This is a genomic window from Streptococcus sp. A22, from assembly GCF_043674215.1.
GTDB lineage: Bacteria > Bacillota > Bacilli > Lactobacillales > Streptococcaceae > Streptococcus > Streptococcus suis_V.
Window position 1 is genome coordinate 1 of record NZ_JBIMJQ010000034.1, and the last position, 15,852, is coordinate 15,852.

The 15,852-nt window shown below is 41.2% G+C and carries 12 protein-coding genes and 1 pseudogene; 10 read left to right on the plus strand and 3 right to left on the minus strand.

The window, feature by feature from the left end; translation table 11 throughout:
* Positions 1-142 precede the first annotated feature (142 nt).
* The 9 genes and pseudogenes from ACHBHN_RS10335 (at position 143) to ACHBHN_RS10375 (ending at position 11,531) form a co-directional block, all read left to right on the plus strand.
* Entirely contained in the window at positions 143-2,278 is a 2,136-nt protein-coding gene (locus tag ACHBHN_RS10335; protein ID WP_394734036.1) for an AAA family ATPase, read from the plus strand.
* 217 nt (positions 2,279-2,495) lie between these two features.
* The gene (locus tag ACHBHN_RS10340) at positions 2,496-3,197 is read left to right on the plus strand and encodes a hypothetical protein (RefSeq protein ID WP_247915624.1); all 702 of its coding nucleotides are present in this window, start codon (positions 2,496-2,498) and stop codon (positions 3,195-3,197) included.
* 47 nt (positions 3,198-3,244) lie between these two features.
* The gene (locus tag ACHBHN_RS10345; protein WP_394734038.1) at positions 3,245-4,477 is read left to right on the plus strand and encodes a DNA cytosine methyltransferase; all 1,233 of its coding nucleotides are present in this window, start codon (positions 3,245-3,247) and stop codon (positions 4,475-4,477) included.
* Between the two features lie 65 nt (positions 4,478-4,542).
* Positions 4,543-6,120: a hypothetical protein gene (locus tag ACHBHN_RS10350; protein WP_394734039.1), complete on the plus strand. Its 1,578-nt coding sequence runs from the start codon at positions 4,543-4,545 to the stop codon at positions 6,118-6,120.
* Between the two features lie 12 nt (positions 6,121-6,132).
* Positions 6,133-7,179, plus strand: a complete 1,047-nt coding sequence (locus tag ACHBHN_RS10355) for an MmcQ/YjbR family DNA-binding protein (protein ID WP_394734041.1) — start codon at positions 6,133-6,135, stop codon at positions 7,177-7,179.
* A gap of 287 nt (positions 7,180-7,466) precedes the next feature.
* Positions 7,467-7,871, plus strand: a pseudogene (locus ACHBHN_RS10360) (alpha-hydroxy-acid oxidizing protein); the annotation flags it as partial.
* A gap of 81 nt (positions 7,872-7,952) precedes the next feature.
* Entirely contained in the window at positions 7,953-8,561 is a 609-nt protein-coding gene (locus ACHBHN_RS10365; protein WP_172009484.1) for a glutathione S-transferase N-terminal domain-containing protein, read from the plus strand.
* 466 nt (positions 8,562-9,027) lie between these two features.
* On the plus strand, positions 9,028-10,701 hold the full coding sequence (locus ACHBHN_RS10370) for an ABC transporter ATP-binding protein (RefSeq protein WP_394734042.1): 1,674 nt from the start codon (positions 9,028-9,030) through the stop codon (positions 10,699-10,701).
* Entirely contained in the window at positions 10,698-11,531 is an 834-nt protein-coding gene (locus ACHBHN_RS10375; RefSeq protein ID WP_172022714.1) for an energy-coupling factor transporter transmembrane component T, read from the plus strand. Before ACHBHN_RS10370 ends, ACHBHN_RS10375 begins: the two co-directional genes overlap by 4 nt.
* Before the next feature lie 106 nt (positions 11,532-11,637).
* Here the strand turns inward: ACHBHN_RS10375 and rsmG are convergent, their stop codons facing one another.
* The 3 genes from rsmG to recU all read right to left on the minus strand — a co-directional run bounded on the left by rsmG (position 11,638) and on the right by recU (position 15,193).
* The gene (gene rsmG, locus ACHBHN_RS10380) at positions 11,638-12,351 is read right to left on the minus strand and encodes a 16S rRNA (guanine(527)-N(7))-methyltransferase RsmG (RefSeq protein ID WP_105137375.1); all 714 of its coding nucleotides are present in this window, start codon (positions 12,349-12,351) and stop codon (positions 11,638-11,640) included.
* Between the two features lie 72 nt (positions 12,352-12,423).
* The gene (gene pbp1a, locus ACHBHN_RS10385; RefSeq protein WP_394734047.1) at positions 12,424-14,541 is read right to left on the minus strand and encodes a penicillin-binding protein PBP1A; all 2,118 of its coding nucleotides are present in this window, start codon (positions 14,539-14,541) and stop codon (positions 12,424-12,426) included.
* 31 nt (positions 14,542-14,572) lie between these two features.
* Positions 14,573-15,193, minus strand: a complete 621-nt coding sequence (recU, locus tag ACHBHN_RS10390; RefSeq protein ID WP_105111215.1) for a Holliday junction resolvase RecU — start codon at positions 15,191-15,193, stop codon at positions 14,573-14,575.
* 65 nt (positions 15,194-15,258) lie between these two features.
* Between recU and ACHBHN_RS10395 the strand changes: the two genes are divergently transcribed.
* Entirely contained in the window at positions 15,259-15,798 is a 540-nt protein-coding gene (locus ACHBHN_RS10395) for a DUF1273 domain-containing protein (RefSeq protein ID WP_394734045.1), read from the plus strand.
* Positions 15,799-15,852: the final 54 nt, after the last annotated feature.

Sequence of the window (15,852 nt, forward strand, 5' to 3'; positions counted from 1 at the left end):
CTAACTCTATTATACTACTTTACATATGAAAAAGCCGTTAGAAATACAATTCTAACGACTTTGTCTTCAGTCTGAAACGTTAGCAAATGCTAACGTTTTTTGCTATAATGAAGTAAAACTTGGTTATTAGAGGGTAATGTGTATGATAGATAAATTGGCAAATATTTCTAAAAAGTCATTTCATAATTTCTCGTTTGATGAAAACTTGCGTAAATGTAATATTTTTTTTGGAACAAATGGGAGTGGTAAATCGTCATTATCAAACTGGATTTCAGAAAATCATGAGTCAGTAAAAAGATTTGATACGGATTACGTATTAGATAATGTTTATACAGTTGATTCACTATCTGGAATCAAACTATTAGTTGGTGCTAATAGAATTGGAATTGAAGAAGCAATTGGAAATATCAAGAATGCAAACCTCAATTTAGTTCAGTATAATCAGAACATAGATAAGCGGATTGAAGATTATAAAAATGAAGTATTTGAATTTATGGCTTATAATCTTTCTGAAGCTCGTGAACTTTTTAGAATGACACGACACATTAATCAGAAGCGAAATGCAAAGAAAAATCCAATTGATGCTCTAAAAGCATGGGAAAATGATATTATTGATGCAGATTTTTCAAAAATAAGCTCTAGTGATTCAATTGAGTTGGAATTAACCAATCTAAAAAAAGAAAAAAGTGAAATTACGTTTGATACGAGTAGAAAAATAGATATTATTCTTACTGAAATTCAAAATATATTCGCACAGAAAATAATTAAGCCAGATTTTCAAATTACAAAAAATTTATCTGAATGGTTAAAGGAAGGGTTACATTTACATAATGATGGTATAAACCAATGTAAGTTTTGTGGTAATCATTTTGATTATGAAAAAGTTCATGATAGCATTCAAGAAAAAATACAATCTCAATATTCTAAAGCAGTTGAAAGTTTAGAAAGAAATAAAATATTACTTGAAGGAATAAAAAATGACTTGTTTAGTCAACCAAAGCATATAATTGATGATAGGTTTGAGATTTTGAACTCAAATATATCAGAAATTATCAATAACATAGATGAAAAAATTGAAAATCCTTCTTTAGTTTTACCGTATACATTTGAAATTGAAGAAAATTATAACAAAGTAATTTGTAATATAAAGGCGGAGATAGGTAATCTTGATAAAGAGATATTTAAACAAGAGGCTCTATTAGGTGAAATTGAAAATGTTGCAAAGTCTTGGGTCGCTCAAAAAATATTGGAGCGATATCCTATTGATGAAGTTAGTGAACAACTCCAAAAGTATGAGGAACAACAAAGAGCTAATGAACGATATATTGAAGAGAATAAACAGTGGATTCAGGAAGTTGAGCCAGCAGGGAATTTACAGCCATTTGCAGACTTACTCAATCATGAATTTAGAGTTATTGGGATGAATATAAAATGTCAAATTGATGGAAATCATTATTTGTTAAAGCATAGAACTGACCCTTCAATAATTATTAGTACGAAAGATTTAAGTGAAGGGGAGAGGCGTTTATTAGGTTTTTTACATTTTTATTATGATTTATATTTAGAGCCTGGAAAAAGTTTAAAAAATAATGTTGAATACGTTATTTTTGATGACCCTATTACTAGCCTAGACTCAGATAATAGGTATTTTTTGACAGAGTTGATAAATATAATAATAAAAAAATTGACATCAATGAATGCTCAGGTATTTATTTTAACTCATTCTTCAATTGATTTTCATAATTTTGGCTTTGGTTTAAATAATAACTCACTTTTAAAAGCATTAATCTATAAAGATGAGCATGGAAACAGTAATATTCGAAAAGTTGAACCTTATGAGAGTAAAAATTTTAGTGATTACTACAGAGCTAATTTCAAAACAATATATGATTTTGCTAAAACAAGTAATAGTAAACTTAGCACAGTTGACAATTGTGTGAGATTTGCAAATATGGGAAGACTGATTTTAGAATCACATGCAAGAAGTAATTATAGGTTAGAGTATGCAACCTCATCTGCAATAACTCAATTAATGAAATTTTATAATATTTCAGAAGAGAAAGAAGAGGAATTTCAAGGAATGTTAGATGTGATAAATAGCCTATCGCATGGTTTATCGTTTTATGACATAGATATAAACCAGATTTCCCCTCGTGAAATTAGAGATGCTATTAGAAAACTCATATCAATTATGTTTAGTTATGACAAAAATCATGTAATTGCAATGATTGGATTAGCTGATGATAGTAAAACTTTAGCAGAGATTGAATCTTGGTAACTATTCTATTTATCCACTAAGTCTTTGCTTCTTCTTGATTATGTTTGAGAAGATTCCCATCAAACTAATGAGACTGCTTTTTATGAATTTGGGTTTTAAGGCTTATTTGTTGGAGTCTATATGATTTGGTTTATGAGGTTTCAAAACGTGACTGACGTGCCTAAGATTTTGAGTAATTGTATTATTAAAGAGGAAAAAGATGATGTATAGAACTAGAATGGAAAAAGGCAAAATAAAAAACATACAAAAAACTAAGGCGTTTCAAGGGGAACCTGTAAAACAAGAATATATAAGGGATGCATTTGAATTTAGTTATAGGATGGCATTTGGAGATGGTTTTCATAGAAATAAGCGTTCAGGTGGAAGTCATCATAGATCATCTTATGAAATTTTCGTTAATACATTTAGGGGTAAAATTGCGGAGTTTGTCGTAAGTGATTATTTTACTAGTCAGGGTAGAGTGGTGAGTCAGATCGACCTGTCCATCATGGGTGTAGGTGATTGGGACAGTGCAGATCTTTTGGTAGATAATATTCCAATTTCTATAAAAGCAACTAAGCATTTTGGTCAATTGTTATTGTTAGAAACAAAGGACTGGAGTAATAACGGGCAGTATATACCGAATTTATCTCATGAAAAACAAAGCCAGTATGATTATTTCATTTTGGTAAGAACTAAAGTAGATATTCCAGACCAAAATAATTCATTGTTTTATAAGGAGGAATTGGAAAAAATAATCTTTGAAAAACAAATTTTAGCAGAAATTAGTGGGGTACTATCAAATACCGATTTTGTTAATCAAATAATTAAATATAAATATATTATCTATCAAAATGATTTATTAAATGGCAAAATCTCTATGGATGCAGATAATTATTATGTGCATGTAGCAGAATTGGAGTCTATTGAAATGATATAAATTTATGATATACTAGATAAATTGAAAATAATTTTTAAGGAGCTAACATGACAAATTCTGTAAGTTCACGCCAACAGGGGAAGTTTGCCATTGCAGCGTTCTTCTCTGGTGTTGGTGGAATTGAGTTGGGCTTTGAACAGACCAACGAGTTCAGAGTGGTGTATGCCAACGAGTTTGATAAGTACGCCAGACAGACTTATCAGTTGAATTACCCAGATACTTATCTGGACGGGCGTGATATTCACGCCGTATTGCCAGAGGAAATCCCTTCGGAAACAGTCGATGTGATTGTCGGAGGCTTTCCTTGTCAGGCCTTTAGTATTGCAGGCTACCGCAAGGGCTTTGAAGATGACCGTGGAGACCTTTTCTTTGAGTTGCTTCGTATGATTGAAGCCAAGAGACCCAAGGCGATTTTTGTTGAGAACGTGAAGAACATGGTTTCGCACGACCACGGGAACACTTTCAAGGTTATCCGTGAAGCCTTGACCGAGAACAACTACTTTATCAAGTGGAAGGTCTTGAACGGAAAGGACTATGGCAATATCCCGCAAAACCGCGAGCGGATCTACATTGTAGGTTTTGATAACAAGGAAGCCTACGATAAATTCGAGTTTCCAGAGGAAATCAAGCTGACCACAGGACTTCAAGATGTTATTGATTTTGGGGCAAAACCAGAGGAGAATTACTATTATCGTCAAGGGAAACAGCCCTTCTTTGACCAGTTGAAAGAGGCTGTTACCAGTCAAGATACGGTTTACCAGTGGCGACGGCAGTATGTCAGGGAAAATAAAAATGGTGTTGTACCAACCCTGACAGCTAACATGGGAACAGGTGGGCATAATGTCCCCCTCATCTTGACAGACACAGGAGAAATTCGTAAGCTAACGCCAAAAGAAACCTTTAACGTTCAAGGCTATCCAAAGACCTTCAAAATTCCAGAAGGTGTTTCTAACGGGCAGCTCTACAAACAGGCTGGCAACAGCGTTGTCGTACCAGTTATCAAGCGGATTGCGGATAAGATTGCCGAAGCCTTGAAAACGTCCTCTGGCCCGTCACAGTTGGAGCGAACAGGAAATGTCGCCATCATCTATACCAAGATAAATGGTCAGTTTGAAGGGCAGTCTTATGTGAAAGACTTCGTTGCAACCTATGATGAAGCGATTGCCAAGTTAGACAGTTATAATGATGGTTTAGGAATTTTGTCAGATGAAGACTATTTACGCTTGGTCAAAAAAGGTGGTCACTTGGAATTTTATAGTATCGCCATTACGAATAATTAAATAGGGGGCTAGTGCAAACTAGTCTTCTTTTGCTATACTATGATTAGAAAAATGAGGTAGAGTCTATGTGGGAAAAATTGAAAGTAGAGCAGAAGGAAAAGTATCGGACATTGATTACTAACTTTGCTAGTTTGAGTGAGGCTTTTTCGCAGAAGTCAGAATCGGATGAAGAAAATGAAACCTTTAATTACGTGGCTCCGATTATTAATTCCAAATTCCAAGAAACAGTCTTTCAGAGAGCCTTTCATGCAGTTGGTGAAGACATTGCCAACACTTCTTTTGATGCCTCGGTTATGGTGGACAATCGGCATAAATATCTAGTCGGCATCAAGTCTTTCGGCATTCAGTCAGGTGACCAAAAAGTAGCCCAGTTCAAGAAAGATTCGCAGGGCTGGACAGAAATTTTACAAGAAATCAAGTTTAATGCTATGATTGCTCCTGATAAAGCAACTGCTGATAAAAATAATCAGGAACTTTACTTGAAATTGGCTAAGGAAATTTCCTTGCTACGTAATCAACGAATCGAATCTTCTAAGGCTCAAATTCGTGGTTTTGCATCGGACTCAACAGTGGAGTCTGTTTACCATGTCTTGATGCCGACGGCAAAAGGAGCCAAACCACAAATCTTTGTAGGGGAAACCAGTTACCTTCCGATTGATGTGGAAAATTTACAAATCAAGGGAGCGACCAGTCTAAAAACTCCGACAAATTTTGCTTTTACAGACGGTCAGCACGATTACAAATACACTGCAGCAGATAGCCAGCTTCACATGACCTTCCATAACAAAGAGATAGTAGTGGATACCTGGGATGTGGACTATGTGGAAGATCCTTTCTATATTTTTGAAAATCTACATACTTTGTCAGCGGACGAGAAAGAAGAGCAAATTCTCGATACAGTTTCATGGGTTATCACAGATAAAAACGGTCAGGTAGAAGAAAATTCAGGCTTCAACGCTTTCAATGGTGGTGCTAAGTTAGCTAAAAAGGATAGGTTGGCACGTATCCAGAAAATCCAAGATGAATTTTCGGGTCAGCTTGCTTCGGAAGAACTGGCATTTGTGACTTATTCCTTGGAAGAAATTTTGTTGAAAAAGTGGACTAGTAAAGAAGAAAAAGCTGAGATGAAGAAAATTCGCTCGGACTTGATGAATTTTGCTAATGAATCGGGAGTTGAAAAGCTATCTGAAAAACTGGAGAAATTGGTTTATCGTCCTGTCAGCGAGGTTTATATTCCCCTGCCTGATTCTAAAAAGTTTCATGATGCTCGACCAGACTTTTTTGGTCACAATGTTGGGACATTTGATGAAACAGGGAAGAAGCTGGCCTTGTCAAAAGAAGAACGAACTTTCACACTCCGATTTCTATCTTCGGGCGATGCGATAGAAGCCTATATCAACCAAGAATCAGGCAAAGCTATTCAGTCGGTGGATAGGCAAGATATTCTTGGGGAATGGTTGCTGAGAGGTGTTTTCCAACTGGCTGAGCGTGAAGTACTGACAGGGAAAAAATTAGAATCTCTGGAAATAAATGGTATTCGATTAACCAAATTCAAAAATGGTGAAATCGGTATTGAATTTATCTGGATTGATACGGAAAATCCACCAGCAGATGCGATTGGCTGGGTTAGAAGGAGAAATTAAGGAAGTTTATTCATGAATAATAAGTATAAAGCTAACCTCCCCTCTCTCATTCCTTTCGGTTTTATCCTCGCCGACAATCGTTACATCTACCGTGAGGTCTTCATGGAGGGGCAGTTTGAGGCGGTAGTGGAGGTTGATGAGGCTGGTCAGTGGTCGTCCTATGTTTGGGATTGTGAGATGGAGGAGGTCTATACTGCCCATCTGGTGACTGCGCCAGCTGGGGCTTTTGTGGGGCAGGTGAGAGAAAGCTACCAGTCCATTTTGGCTCGGGTAGAGGAAACCTGTTGTGTCGCTCTGCCATTTACCAAAGGCCAAAGCAACCGTCTAGCCCAGCTCATCAAGGAGCAGTGGGGTGACCTTCCTGACTATCCCTTTGCCAAGTTGCCGACCTATGGGGCTTTTCGCCATCCCTCCAATAATAAGTGGTATGCCCTGGTCAGTCAGATTCCGAGGGACAAGCTGGATGGGAGCGGTTCTCAAGAAGAAGTGGAGATTGTCAATCTCAGGGTTGACGGTCGGGAAATAGCAGAGCTGCTGAGTCAGTCAGGCATCTTCCCTGCCTACCATATGTCGAAGAAGTCTTGGGTATCTGTTCTGTTAGATGAGACTGTGGAGGATCAGACGGTGTTTGCCCTCCTTGAGAAAAGCCGTTATTTGGTGGGACCGAAATCCTACAAGGCGGCGCAAGGGCCTGATTACTGGGTCATTCCAGTCAATCCAAAGGTCTATGATATTGATAGCGAGTTTACGGCAAATAAGGTAGTCTATTGGCCACAAAAATCAACCATTCAAGCTGGGGACATCGTAGCCATCTATGTTACAGCGCCGGTACAGGCCATTCGCTATGTCTGCCGTGTCTTGGGGGCGAACCTAGAAAATCACGGGGAATCAGATATTCCGACAGAAAAGAAACTCATGCAGGTAGAATTGATCGCACAGTTGTCGGATGATGTTTTGCCAAGAGCGCGCATGATGGACTTGGGAGTCAAGGCGGTACGTGGACCTAGACGCTTGACAGAAGATGCTATTGAGTACTTGAAATGTCAGCTGAAAGAGTGAAGTGGGTTTGATAGCAGTTTTAAAATTAGGAGGTCCCTATGTCTTTCTACATTGAAAAATCAAGGGGAAGGGTGGCTAGGCATCTTGCTCGTTTTCCTTATTATGCTAGCGAAAAATTCTTGAATCTGCTGCAATATCAGGGGACTCAAGAGCATTTTCTCATCAGCGATCAGCATTTGGCAACCTACTTTGAGCGAGTAAAAAGTAGGTTGACTACCGCTGAGAAACTGGAGCTCTATTTTTCTCTCTTCAAGGGACGGAGGGATGTCTATGCCAGGTCTTATCTTGCTGAAATTGCTATCCAAGCTGGCGCAGCAGGTATTTGGGTCTCCAATCATGGTGGTCGCCAATTAAACGGCGGTCCTGCTTCCTTTGATGTCTTGCGCGCCATCGCCGATAGGGTCAATAAACGTGTGCCAATCGTATTTGATAGCGGTGTTCGCCGTGGGTCTCATGTCTTTAAAGTCTTGGCTAACGGTGCCGATATTGTGGCGCTCGGTCGTCCCATTGTCTATGGTCTTGCGCTAGGCGGTGCTCAAGGAACACAAAGTGTTATCGAACATTTGAACAAAGAAGTCAAGATTGTCCTGCAACTTGCTGGTACTCAAACCATAGAGGACATCAAGCGTGCGCCTCTCATTCGTCAGAACCCAATCAATGATTCTTTTTTGGCTGAAGAGAATGGAAAATAATTTCTGGAGAGATTTTCTCAAATAGAAGTGCCATAATAGAGCTAGAATACTACTTAGCTAAGCGAAGAAGTAGGAATGTTTATGAAACTGTATTATGCACCGGGTACTTGTGCTCTTGCCTGTTGGATTTCCTTGGAGTGGTCCGGTTTAGATTATGAGGTTGAGCGAGTTAAGCTGGGTTCGGAAGAGTATCTGAAAGTCAATCCTTTGGGAATGGTGCCGGCCTTGGACGTACCAGATTATAAGATTGTGACTCAGGCCAATGCTGTTTTGAATTATATTGCTGTAAGCAGTCCAGAAAGTCAGTTGGGACCAGATGCAGACCTGCAAGCTCAGACAGAATTTAATGAAATTATGGCCTTCTTGACAGGAGATTTTCATCCATCCTTCTGGCCGATTTTTAGTCCCAACCGCTACACGGTTTCTAAAAAAGCAGATGAACTTGACGCTGTTGTCCAAGCAGCCTATCAACGGGTTGACCGTGCCATGACCTTCCTTGATGGCTTAATTGGCGATACAGACCATGTGTATCGCAACCAACGTACTGTTGCCGACCCCTATGCCTTTGTTATGGCGACTTGGTCGGTCAAAACACCAAAACCGTGGACAGAATACCCAAATCTGGCTCGTTTCATGAAAGTAATGAAAGAGGATGAAGCAGTAGCAAAGGTTTTACAACTATCAAAATAAGTAGATGTGTAAGGGAACCTCAAATTCCCTTATGAGTTTGTAGACAAAGCCTCTTTTAGGACTTTCCTGAGGTGATGTCGGACGGTAGTAAACTTTCTTGTTTCTGGGTTTACTCCTCAAACAGTCTCTCTGACTGTTTGAGCTACCTACGGAATTCCATACCTAGCCATTGAGCCTAAGGTCTCAACAGCTCCGAATGCTTGAGACGACAACGTCTCAAGCATTTTCATTACAGCGGAAAGTCTCGGTGTAGGCCCGCTTCGCTCGCAAAATGAGACTAATTTTTTAATTTTTCTAGCAGAGCTACTCAGTTTATTTTTCCAAAGTATAGTCTGTCTACATTCTGGTAAGGGAAAATAAAATTATTCCCTTATTTTTATCCCTAAGTTGTTAAAAAATTAGAACATTCAGAAGTTTTTAGTAATTCTAGCCGATTTTCAATCATCTTTTTGGTATAATAGGTACTATGGAAAAACTCATTGAATTCAAGGATTTTAGCTTTCAATACAAGGCCCAGCAGGAGCCGACACTGAGGGATATCAACTTAAGTATATATAAAGGTGAGAAAGTCTTGATTGTTGGACCTTCGGGCTCTGGTAAGTCAACACTGGGTCAATGTCTTAACGGCATTATTCCCAATATTTACCAAGGTAGTCATAGCGGCCAGCTCTTGATAGATGGTCAGGAGGCTTTTGACCTGTCTATTTATGAAAAATCCCTGCTAGTATCGACTGTTTTGCAGGATACGGACGGTCAGTTTATCGGTCTGTCTGTGGCAGAGGATTTGGCCTTTGCCTTGGAAAATGACATGGAAAGTCAAGAACTGATGCAGCAAAAAGTGGCTGATTGGTCCAATCGTTTGGAATTAAACCAGCTTCTCAACCACCGTCCCCAGGACCTGTCTGGTGGACAGAAGCAACGGGTCAGTCTGGCAGGTGTCCTGATTGATGAAAGTCCGATTTTGCTCTTTGATGAACCACTGGCCAATCTGGATCCCAAGTCTGGACAGGACACCATTGACTTGATTGATCGCCTGCACCAGCAGGAGGGAGCGACCACCATTATCATCGAGCATCGCTTGGAAGATGTTCTTTATAGACAGGTGGACCGCATCGTTCTCATCAATGCGGGACAAATCCTATTCAACGGTTATCCGGATCAACTCTTGCAGACCAAGCTCTTGGTGGAAAATGGCATCCGCGAGCCACTCTATTTGGCAACCCTACGGGCTATGGGCTACTCTCTGGAGCAGGCAAATTCTTTATCAAGCCTGTCTGGTCTTGATTTGACAGGACTTCAATCAGTGGATTTGCTCTTAGACCGAGAAGAGGTCCTTGCCAAGCCGAGCTTGCTAGAGGTAAAAAAACTGAACTTCTCCTATCCGCAGAAACAGGCCCTCAAGGACATCCATTTCACCCTCTATAAGGGGGAACGTCTGGCTATCGTCGGGAAAAATGGAGCCGGAAAATCGACCCTAGCCAAGGCTCTCTGTGGTTTTCTGGATGTGGAAGGAGACTTTATCTGGCAGGGGCAATCCATCAAGGACGATTCGGTCAAAGAACGGGCCGAGCGGATTGGCTATGTCCTGCAAAATCCCAATCAGATGATCAGCCAGACCATGATTTTTGATGAAGTGGCTCTCGGTTTGAGAATGCGTGGAGTGGGTCAAGAAGAACTCGAAAAGCGGGTGCACAAGGCTCTGGAAGTTTGTGGTCTCTATTCATTCCGTAAGTGGCCGATTTCAGCCCTATCCTACGGTCAGAAGAAGCGGGTGACCATTGCCTCCATTTTGGTGCTGGAGCCGGAAATTATTCTGCTGGATGAGCCAACAGCTGGGCAGGATGAGCGTCATTACCGTGAGATGATGGATTTCTTAGACGAGCTCAATCGACAAGGTCATACCATTGTCATGATTACCCACGATATGCAGCTGATGCTGGATTATTCGGACCGGGCCCTGGTTGTGGTGGATGGTCAGATTATTGCGGACCAGTCTCCAGCGGAAATCCTTTCGGATGCCGCTATCATTGACCAGGCTAATTTGAAAGAGACCTCTATTTTCCATTTGGCTCAGAGAATGGGAGTGGACCCTCTGGCCTTGACCAACTACTACATGCAGGAAGAAAGGAGAAAGCTATGAGCCAGCAAGCACTTATCGGCTACCAGCAGGGACGGGGCTTTATTTATGAACTATCTGCTGTCAGCAAGCTCCTCTTTTTCTTGATTGTGTCCATCTTGGCCATGATTACCTACGATACGCGTCTGATTATTTTCATCGCCCTCTTTTCCCTCAGTCTTTTCAAGCTATCGGGCATTGATTACAGGAAGGTGTCTTTCGTTCTGATTTTCACGACCATTTTTGCCCTCCTGAATGCGACCATGGTGTATGTCTTTGCGCCTAAGTATGGGGTAGAACTCTATGGGGCGGAGACTGTCCTTTTCAAAGGTTTGGGGCAATACTCCGTGACTAGCCAGCAATTGTTTTACTTGCTGAATTTATTGCTCAAGTACTTTTGTACAGTTCCTCTGGCCATTATCTTTTTGATGACAACCCACCCTAGTCAATTTGCCTCCAGCTTGAATACAATCGGGGTGCCCTATAAGGTTGCCTACGCTGTCAGTCTGACCATGCGCTACATACCAGATATTCAGGAAGAATTTTATGCCATTCGCATGTCTCAAGAGGCGCGTGGACTGGAATTGTCCAAGAAAGCCAAATTGATGGACCGGATCAAGGGCAATCTGGCCTTGGTTATCCCTTTGATTTTCAGCTCACTTGGCCGGATTGATACCATTTCAACTGCCATGGAATTGCGCCGTTTCGGAAAAAATAAAAAGCGGACCTGGTATACCTACCAGCCCCTGAAAAAAATGGACTATCTGGTCCTATTCATCATCGCTCTACTGGTTCTAGTAACGATTAGCCTATTCTTTATCAATGATGGTAGGTTTTACAACCCTTGGGCATAAGATAAGAAAAAACGAGTTTCGATTGCGAAACTCGTTTTTAAAATTATATTCACAAGTAAGGTACATGTAGATAAGTACTCAGGCACCGAGCTGTGAATACCGGTTCTTAAAGTGGTCGTTTATTGGGCATGCCTGCCTTGCGTGGAAACTTGTTCGGGGTTTCCTTTTTCTTTTCGACAATGGTCAGGGTACGCGGGTCGCCATTGGGCAGCTCATAATCATGATTCTCCAAGACCTTTGCGAACAAGAGGTTGAGAGCATTTTTGGCCTGGGCCAATTCGTCCTCGGCACTGGATGCTTTGAGGGCAATCAGCTTGCCATTGATCTTGAGATAGGGGATGGTCAATTCTGATAGGATTTGCATGCGGGCTACTGCGCGAGCGGTCACGATATCAAATTGGGCACGGAATTGCTTGTCCTGGGCAAAATCCTCTGCTCGTCCATGGTAGAAATGGACCTTGTCCAATCCCAGCTCCTCAGCCAGAAGGTTCAGGAAATTGATTCGTTTGTTGAGGGAGTCAATGATGGTCACTTCCAGTTCAGGATAGATAATTTTCATGGGCAGGCTAGGAAAACCTGCACCAGCCCCGATGTCCAAGAGTTTGAGTGCTTGATTTTGAATATGACCCTGCAGGATTGGTGCAATAGAATCATAAAAGTGCTTGAGATAAACGTCCTCTTCCTGGGTAATAGCTGTCAGGTTGATTTTTTCGTTCCATTCTACTAGGAGTTCAAAATAGCGGTGGAATTGGTTTTTCTGCTGTTCTGTTAATTGAATTCCTTGGTCTGCCAAGGTCTTATAAAATACTTCAGGTTTCATAGTCCTATCTTATCATAATTTTCAACAAAAGAAAAACCTTGGAAGGCGATAGTTGCCTTTCAAGGTTGAGTCTTACTGACCTTGTGAGTCAGCAGATGGAGTGGTTAGTTGTTCAGAAGAATTGCCTGTTTCGGAACCAGTTTCTGTTGATTGAGCATCGCTAGAATTTTCAGTACTCGTATCCTCACTAGTTGTAGGTTCCGTTGAGGACTCTTCGCTCGTCTCACTGGTTGTCCTGCTATAGCTATAGTAGTTATAAACTGGACCAGTATAGCCGTTTATGTAGACGTTGTTTCCATAACGGTAGAGACCGTCAGGTATTTCCCAATCTGCAGTTCCAACAGGATTTAGATAAGTCATCATATTCCGATAGACATCGGTTGCGACACGCATGCCACTATCCAATACTGGAATCTTACGATTGCTGTATCCTGTCCAGACAGCCATAGAGTATTTAGTAGAGAAGCCAACGAAGTTCTCGTCAGGAACAACTATACTACTATAACTTGCTCCAGGAGTAGAGGCAATGATTTCCTTCATCTCATCGTCTGGGTAGTTGGAAGTACCGGTTTTACCAGCTTGAGGAATGCCATAGATGGCAGCATTAGTACCTGGGCCAGATGTCAATACGCTCTTCAACATATCGACCATCATGTAGGCTGTTTCAGGGCTCATTGCACGACTGCCTTCAGGTTCAAACTCAGTAGTTGTTCCGTCGGTGTAGACAATCTTGTTGACATACTGTGGTTTGTAGTAGGTACCACCGTTAGCAAAGGCAGCAAAGGCTGCGGCCATTTTTTCACTACTAGCACCGTATTTTTTATCAGGATTGGATGTGTTGCTGGAAATAGCATTAGAATAGAACATTTCTGGGTAGTCGATACCGAGCTTGTTCAAGAATTTTAATGAATTTTCAAAACCAACAGCCTGTAGTGCCTTGATGGCAGTGGTATTACGAGAAGATTGGATGGCTGTTTTGAGGGTCACATTGCCGAAGTAAGCATTATCCCAGTTATTGACTGGAGTGGTAGTGCCGGGATAATTATAAGGCGCATCCAATATAGTGTCAGCAGTCGATTTATAAATACCCTCTTCAATAGCAGGTGCGTAGTCTGTAATTGGCTTCATAGTAGAACCAAAGTCGCGGTTGGTTTCAACGGCTTGGTTGGTACCGAATGAAGAATTACTGTTTTGATTACGCCCGCCGAGCTGGGCAACGACGTGTCCGTTGGTAACATCGATAACAGTTGAAGCTACCTGGAAGGTTGGATCTGGATAGGCCACGTACATGTCTGTGTTATAGATATTCCAGAGCTGTTGTTGGGCAGCTGAGTCAACGTTGGTGTAGACCTCCATACCTGTGGTTAAGAGATTGTAGCCGGTTTTTTCTTCGACTTCATTGATAACCTCTTTCAGGTAGTTGTCCATGTAGGCTGGATAGGCGGGTGCATTTGACAGGGGCTGGAGACCGTCTGTCACCGGTGATAGGACTGCCTGCTCGTGCTGTTCAGCCGTAATGTATTTTTCTTCTAACATTTCTCCTAGAACCAAGTCCCGACGTGCTTTTGCAGTTTCTGGCTGAGTGTAGGGGTCGTATTGGTTAGGAGCCTGGGGCATACCTGCCAGTAGAGCCAATTGAGGAAGGGTCAATTGATTGAGTTCTTTTCCGTAGAAGGTCTTGGCAGCCGTCTTCATACCATAGTTTCCGTTTGACATATACACTTTATTGATGTAGTACGTCAAAATTTCCTGCTTGGTATTTCGTCTTTCCAACTGTAGAGCCATCCAGGCTTCTTGGATTTTCCGCTTAATATTTTGGTCCTGGGCAGATGTTGAGAAGTAGGTCAACTTAATCAACTGCTGATCCAGTGTCGACCCCCCTTGAAGACGTCCTCCTCGTAGATTATTGAGGAAGGAGCCAGCGATACGAATGACGTCTACACCGCGGTGGTTGAAGTAACGCTGGTCTTCAATGGCTACGATAGCGTTGACCAAGTCGGTCGGAATTTCAGCAGTAGTAGCATTGGAACGTTTTTCTGCCCCCAAGTCTGCAATTAGAGCCCCGTCCTTGTCATAAATCTTACTCGACACGGTCGCAGTAAGAGAGTCTTCTGTCAGTTTAGGAGCTGTAAAGATAAAGAATAGGGTCACAAGACCACCGATAATTACCGTTGTTAAGAATGCGATAATTCCGACGTTTGTGATAAGCAAGAGTGCTTTCTTAAGGGTTGGATTTTTCAACTGAGTCACCACCTAATAGTTTTTCTTCGACAATGGTCAGATAGGGGACGCTGGGATGGGTCCCTAACTGAAAGGCATAGCCATGCTCGCGAACATAGTGCAAGGGCATGGATTTATTGCCCTGAACAGCTTGATAGTAATCTATCAGCTCTTTTGCCGGGAGTAAGTAAGATTCTTTTAATTCTGAAAAGTGTAGAAGGACAAAGCAGATACCGCCTTGCTTGACAACTTCCTGCATATGTTCCAACTGGTGGGCATGAAAGTTTTTCATGGGCATGGAGGTCTTCTGACGGGTTTCCTTGGCTTCAAAGTCAATGTAATGTCCCTTGAAAACGCCGGAATAGTCCGTTGTTGAGGCCTGTCTGAAATAAGCTTCGACAATTTTGGCCCGACTTCGTTTTGGGTAGTCTACCTTGACAATCTGGACAGGTGTTGGTTTCTTATGAATGACCGCAATTCCATGTGAAAGGTAGTAAGCATTGCTCTCATTGATAGCAGCTTCAAAGGACATCCCACGATTGGCAAAATTAACCGTTTCCTTTGCAGAATCTTTTTTTGTTCTAGTGATTTTCCTATTTATCTGATGAGGATAATTGACCATAGAACTCCTTACTGATAAAATAATATCAGCATATTATACCATAATTAGGGAAAAGAGTACAAGAAATGCACATCAAGAGCCTTTTAGTAACAGGCTATCGTCATACTGATTTGGGAATTTTTTCAGATAAGGATACAAAATTAGTCATCATCAAAGAGGCTATTCGCAGAGACCTGATCAAGTTTTTAGAAAATGATGGGGTAGAGTGGTTTATTCTGACTGGAAATCTGGGTTTTGAGTATTGGTGTTTGGAAGTTTTGTTGGATTTGAGGCAGGAAGGCTATGACTTTCAGATGGCTACCATTTTTTCCTTTGAAAGCCATGGAGAGAATTGGAACGAAGCTAACCAAGTCAAGCTAGCCCGATTTAAGCAGGTGGATTTTGTTAAATACCTCTATGTTCGCTATGAAAATCCTGGGCAATTTAAGCTGATTAACCAGTTCTTGTTGGACCATACGGAGGGAGCCTATTTATTCTATGATCCTGAAAATGAAACAAACTTGAAATATCTCTATACTTCAATCGTAAACAAAGAAGATTATACTGTTAAGGTACTGAGTTTTGATGATTTAAATGAAGTAGGGCAAATTTCAATTCCGAGTTAGCCACCTATAAGAAATTCTCTCGGTGACTTGTAGCCCAAACATTTTTTGGGATAG

Coding starts and splice junctions, on each gene's coding strand:
- ACHBHN_RS10335 (WP_394734036.1), top strand. CDS start 143: ATGATAGATAAATTGGCAAATATTTCTAAAAAGTCATTTCATAATTTC.
- ACHBHN_RS10340 (WP_247915624.1), top strand. CDS start 2,496: ATGGAAAAAGGCAAAATAAAAAACATACAAAAAACTAAGGCGTTTCAA.
- ACHBHN_RS10345 (WP_394734038.1), top strand. CDS start 3,245: ATGACAAATTCTGTAAGTTCACGCCAACAGGGGAAGTTTGCCATTGCA.
- ACHBHN_RS10350 (WP_394734039.1), top strand. CDS start 4,543: ATGTGGGAAAAATTGAAAGTAGAGCAGAAGGAAAAGTATCGGACATTG.
- ACHBHN_RS10355 (WP_394734041.1), top strand. CDS start 6,133: ATGAATAATAAGTATAAAGCTAACCTCCCCTCTCTCATTCCTTTCGGT.
- ACHBHN_RS10365 (WP_172009484.1), top strand. CDS start 7,953: ATGAAACTGTATTATGCACCGGGTACTTGTGCTCTTGCCTGTTGGATT.
- ACHBHN_RS10370 (WP_394734042.1), top strand. CDS start 9,028: ATGGAAAAACTCATTGAATTCAAGGATTTTAGCTTTCAATACAAGGCC.
- ACHBHN_RS10375 (WP_172022714.1), top strand. CDS start 10,698: ATGAGCCAGCAAGCACTTATCGGCTACCAGCAGGGACGGGGCTTTATT.
- rsmG (WP_105137375.1), bottom strand. CDS start 12,351: ATGAAACCTGAAGTATTTTATAAGACCTTGGCAGACCAAGGAATTCAA.
- recU (WP_105111215.1), bottom strand. CDS start 15,193: ATGGTCAATTATCCTCATCAGATAAATAGGAAAATCACTAGAACAAAA.
- ACHBHN_RS10395 (WP_394734045.1), top strand. CDS start 15,259: ATGCACATCAAGAGCCTTTTAGTAACAGGCTATCGTCATACTGATTTG.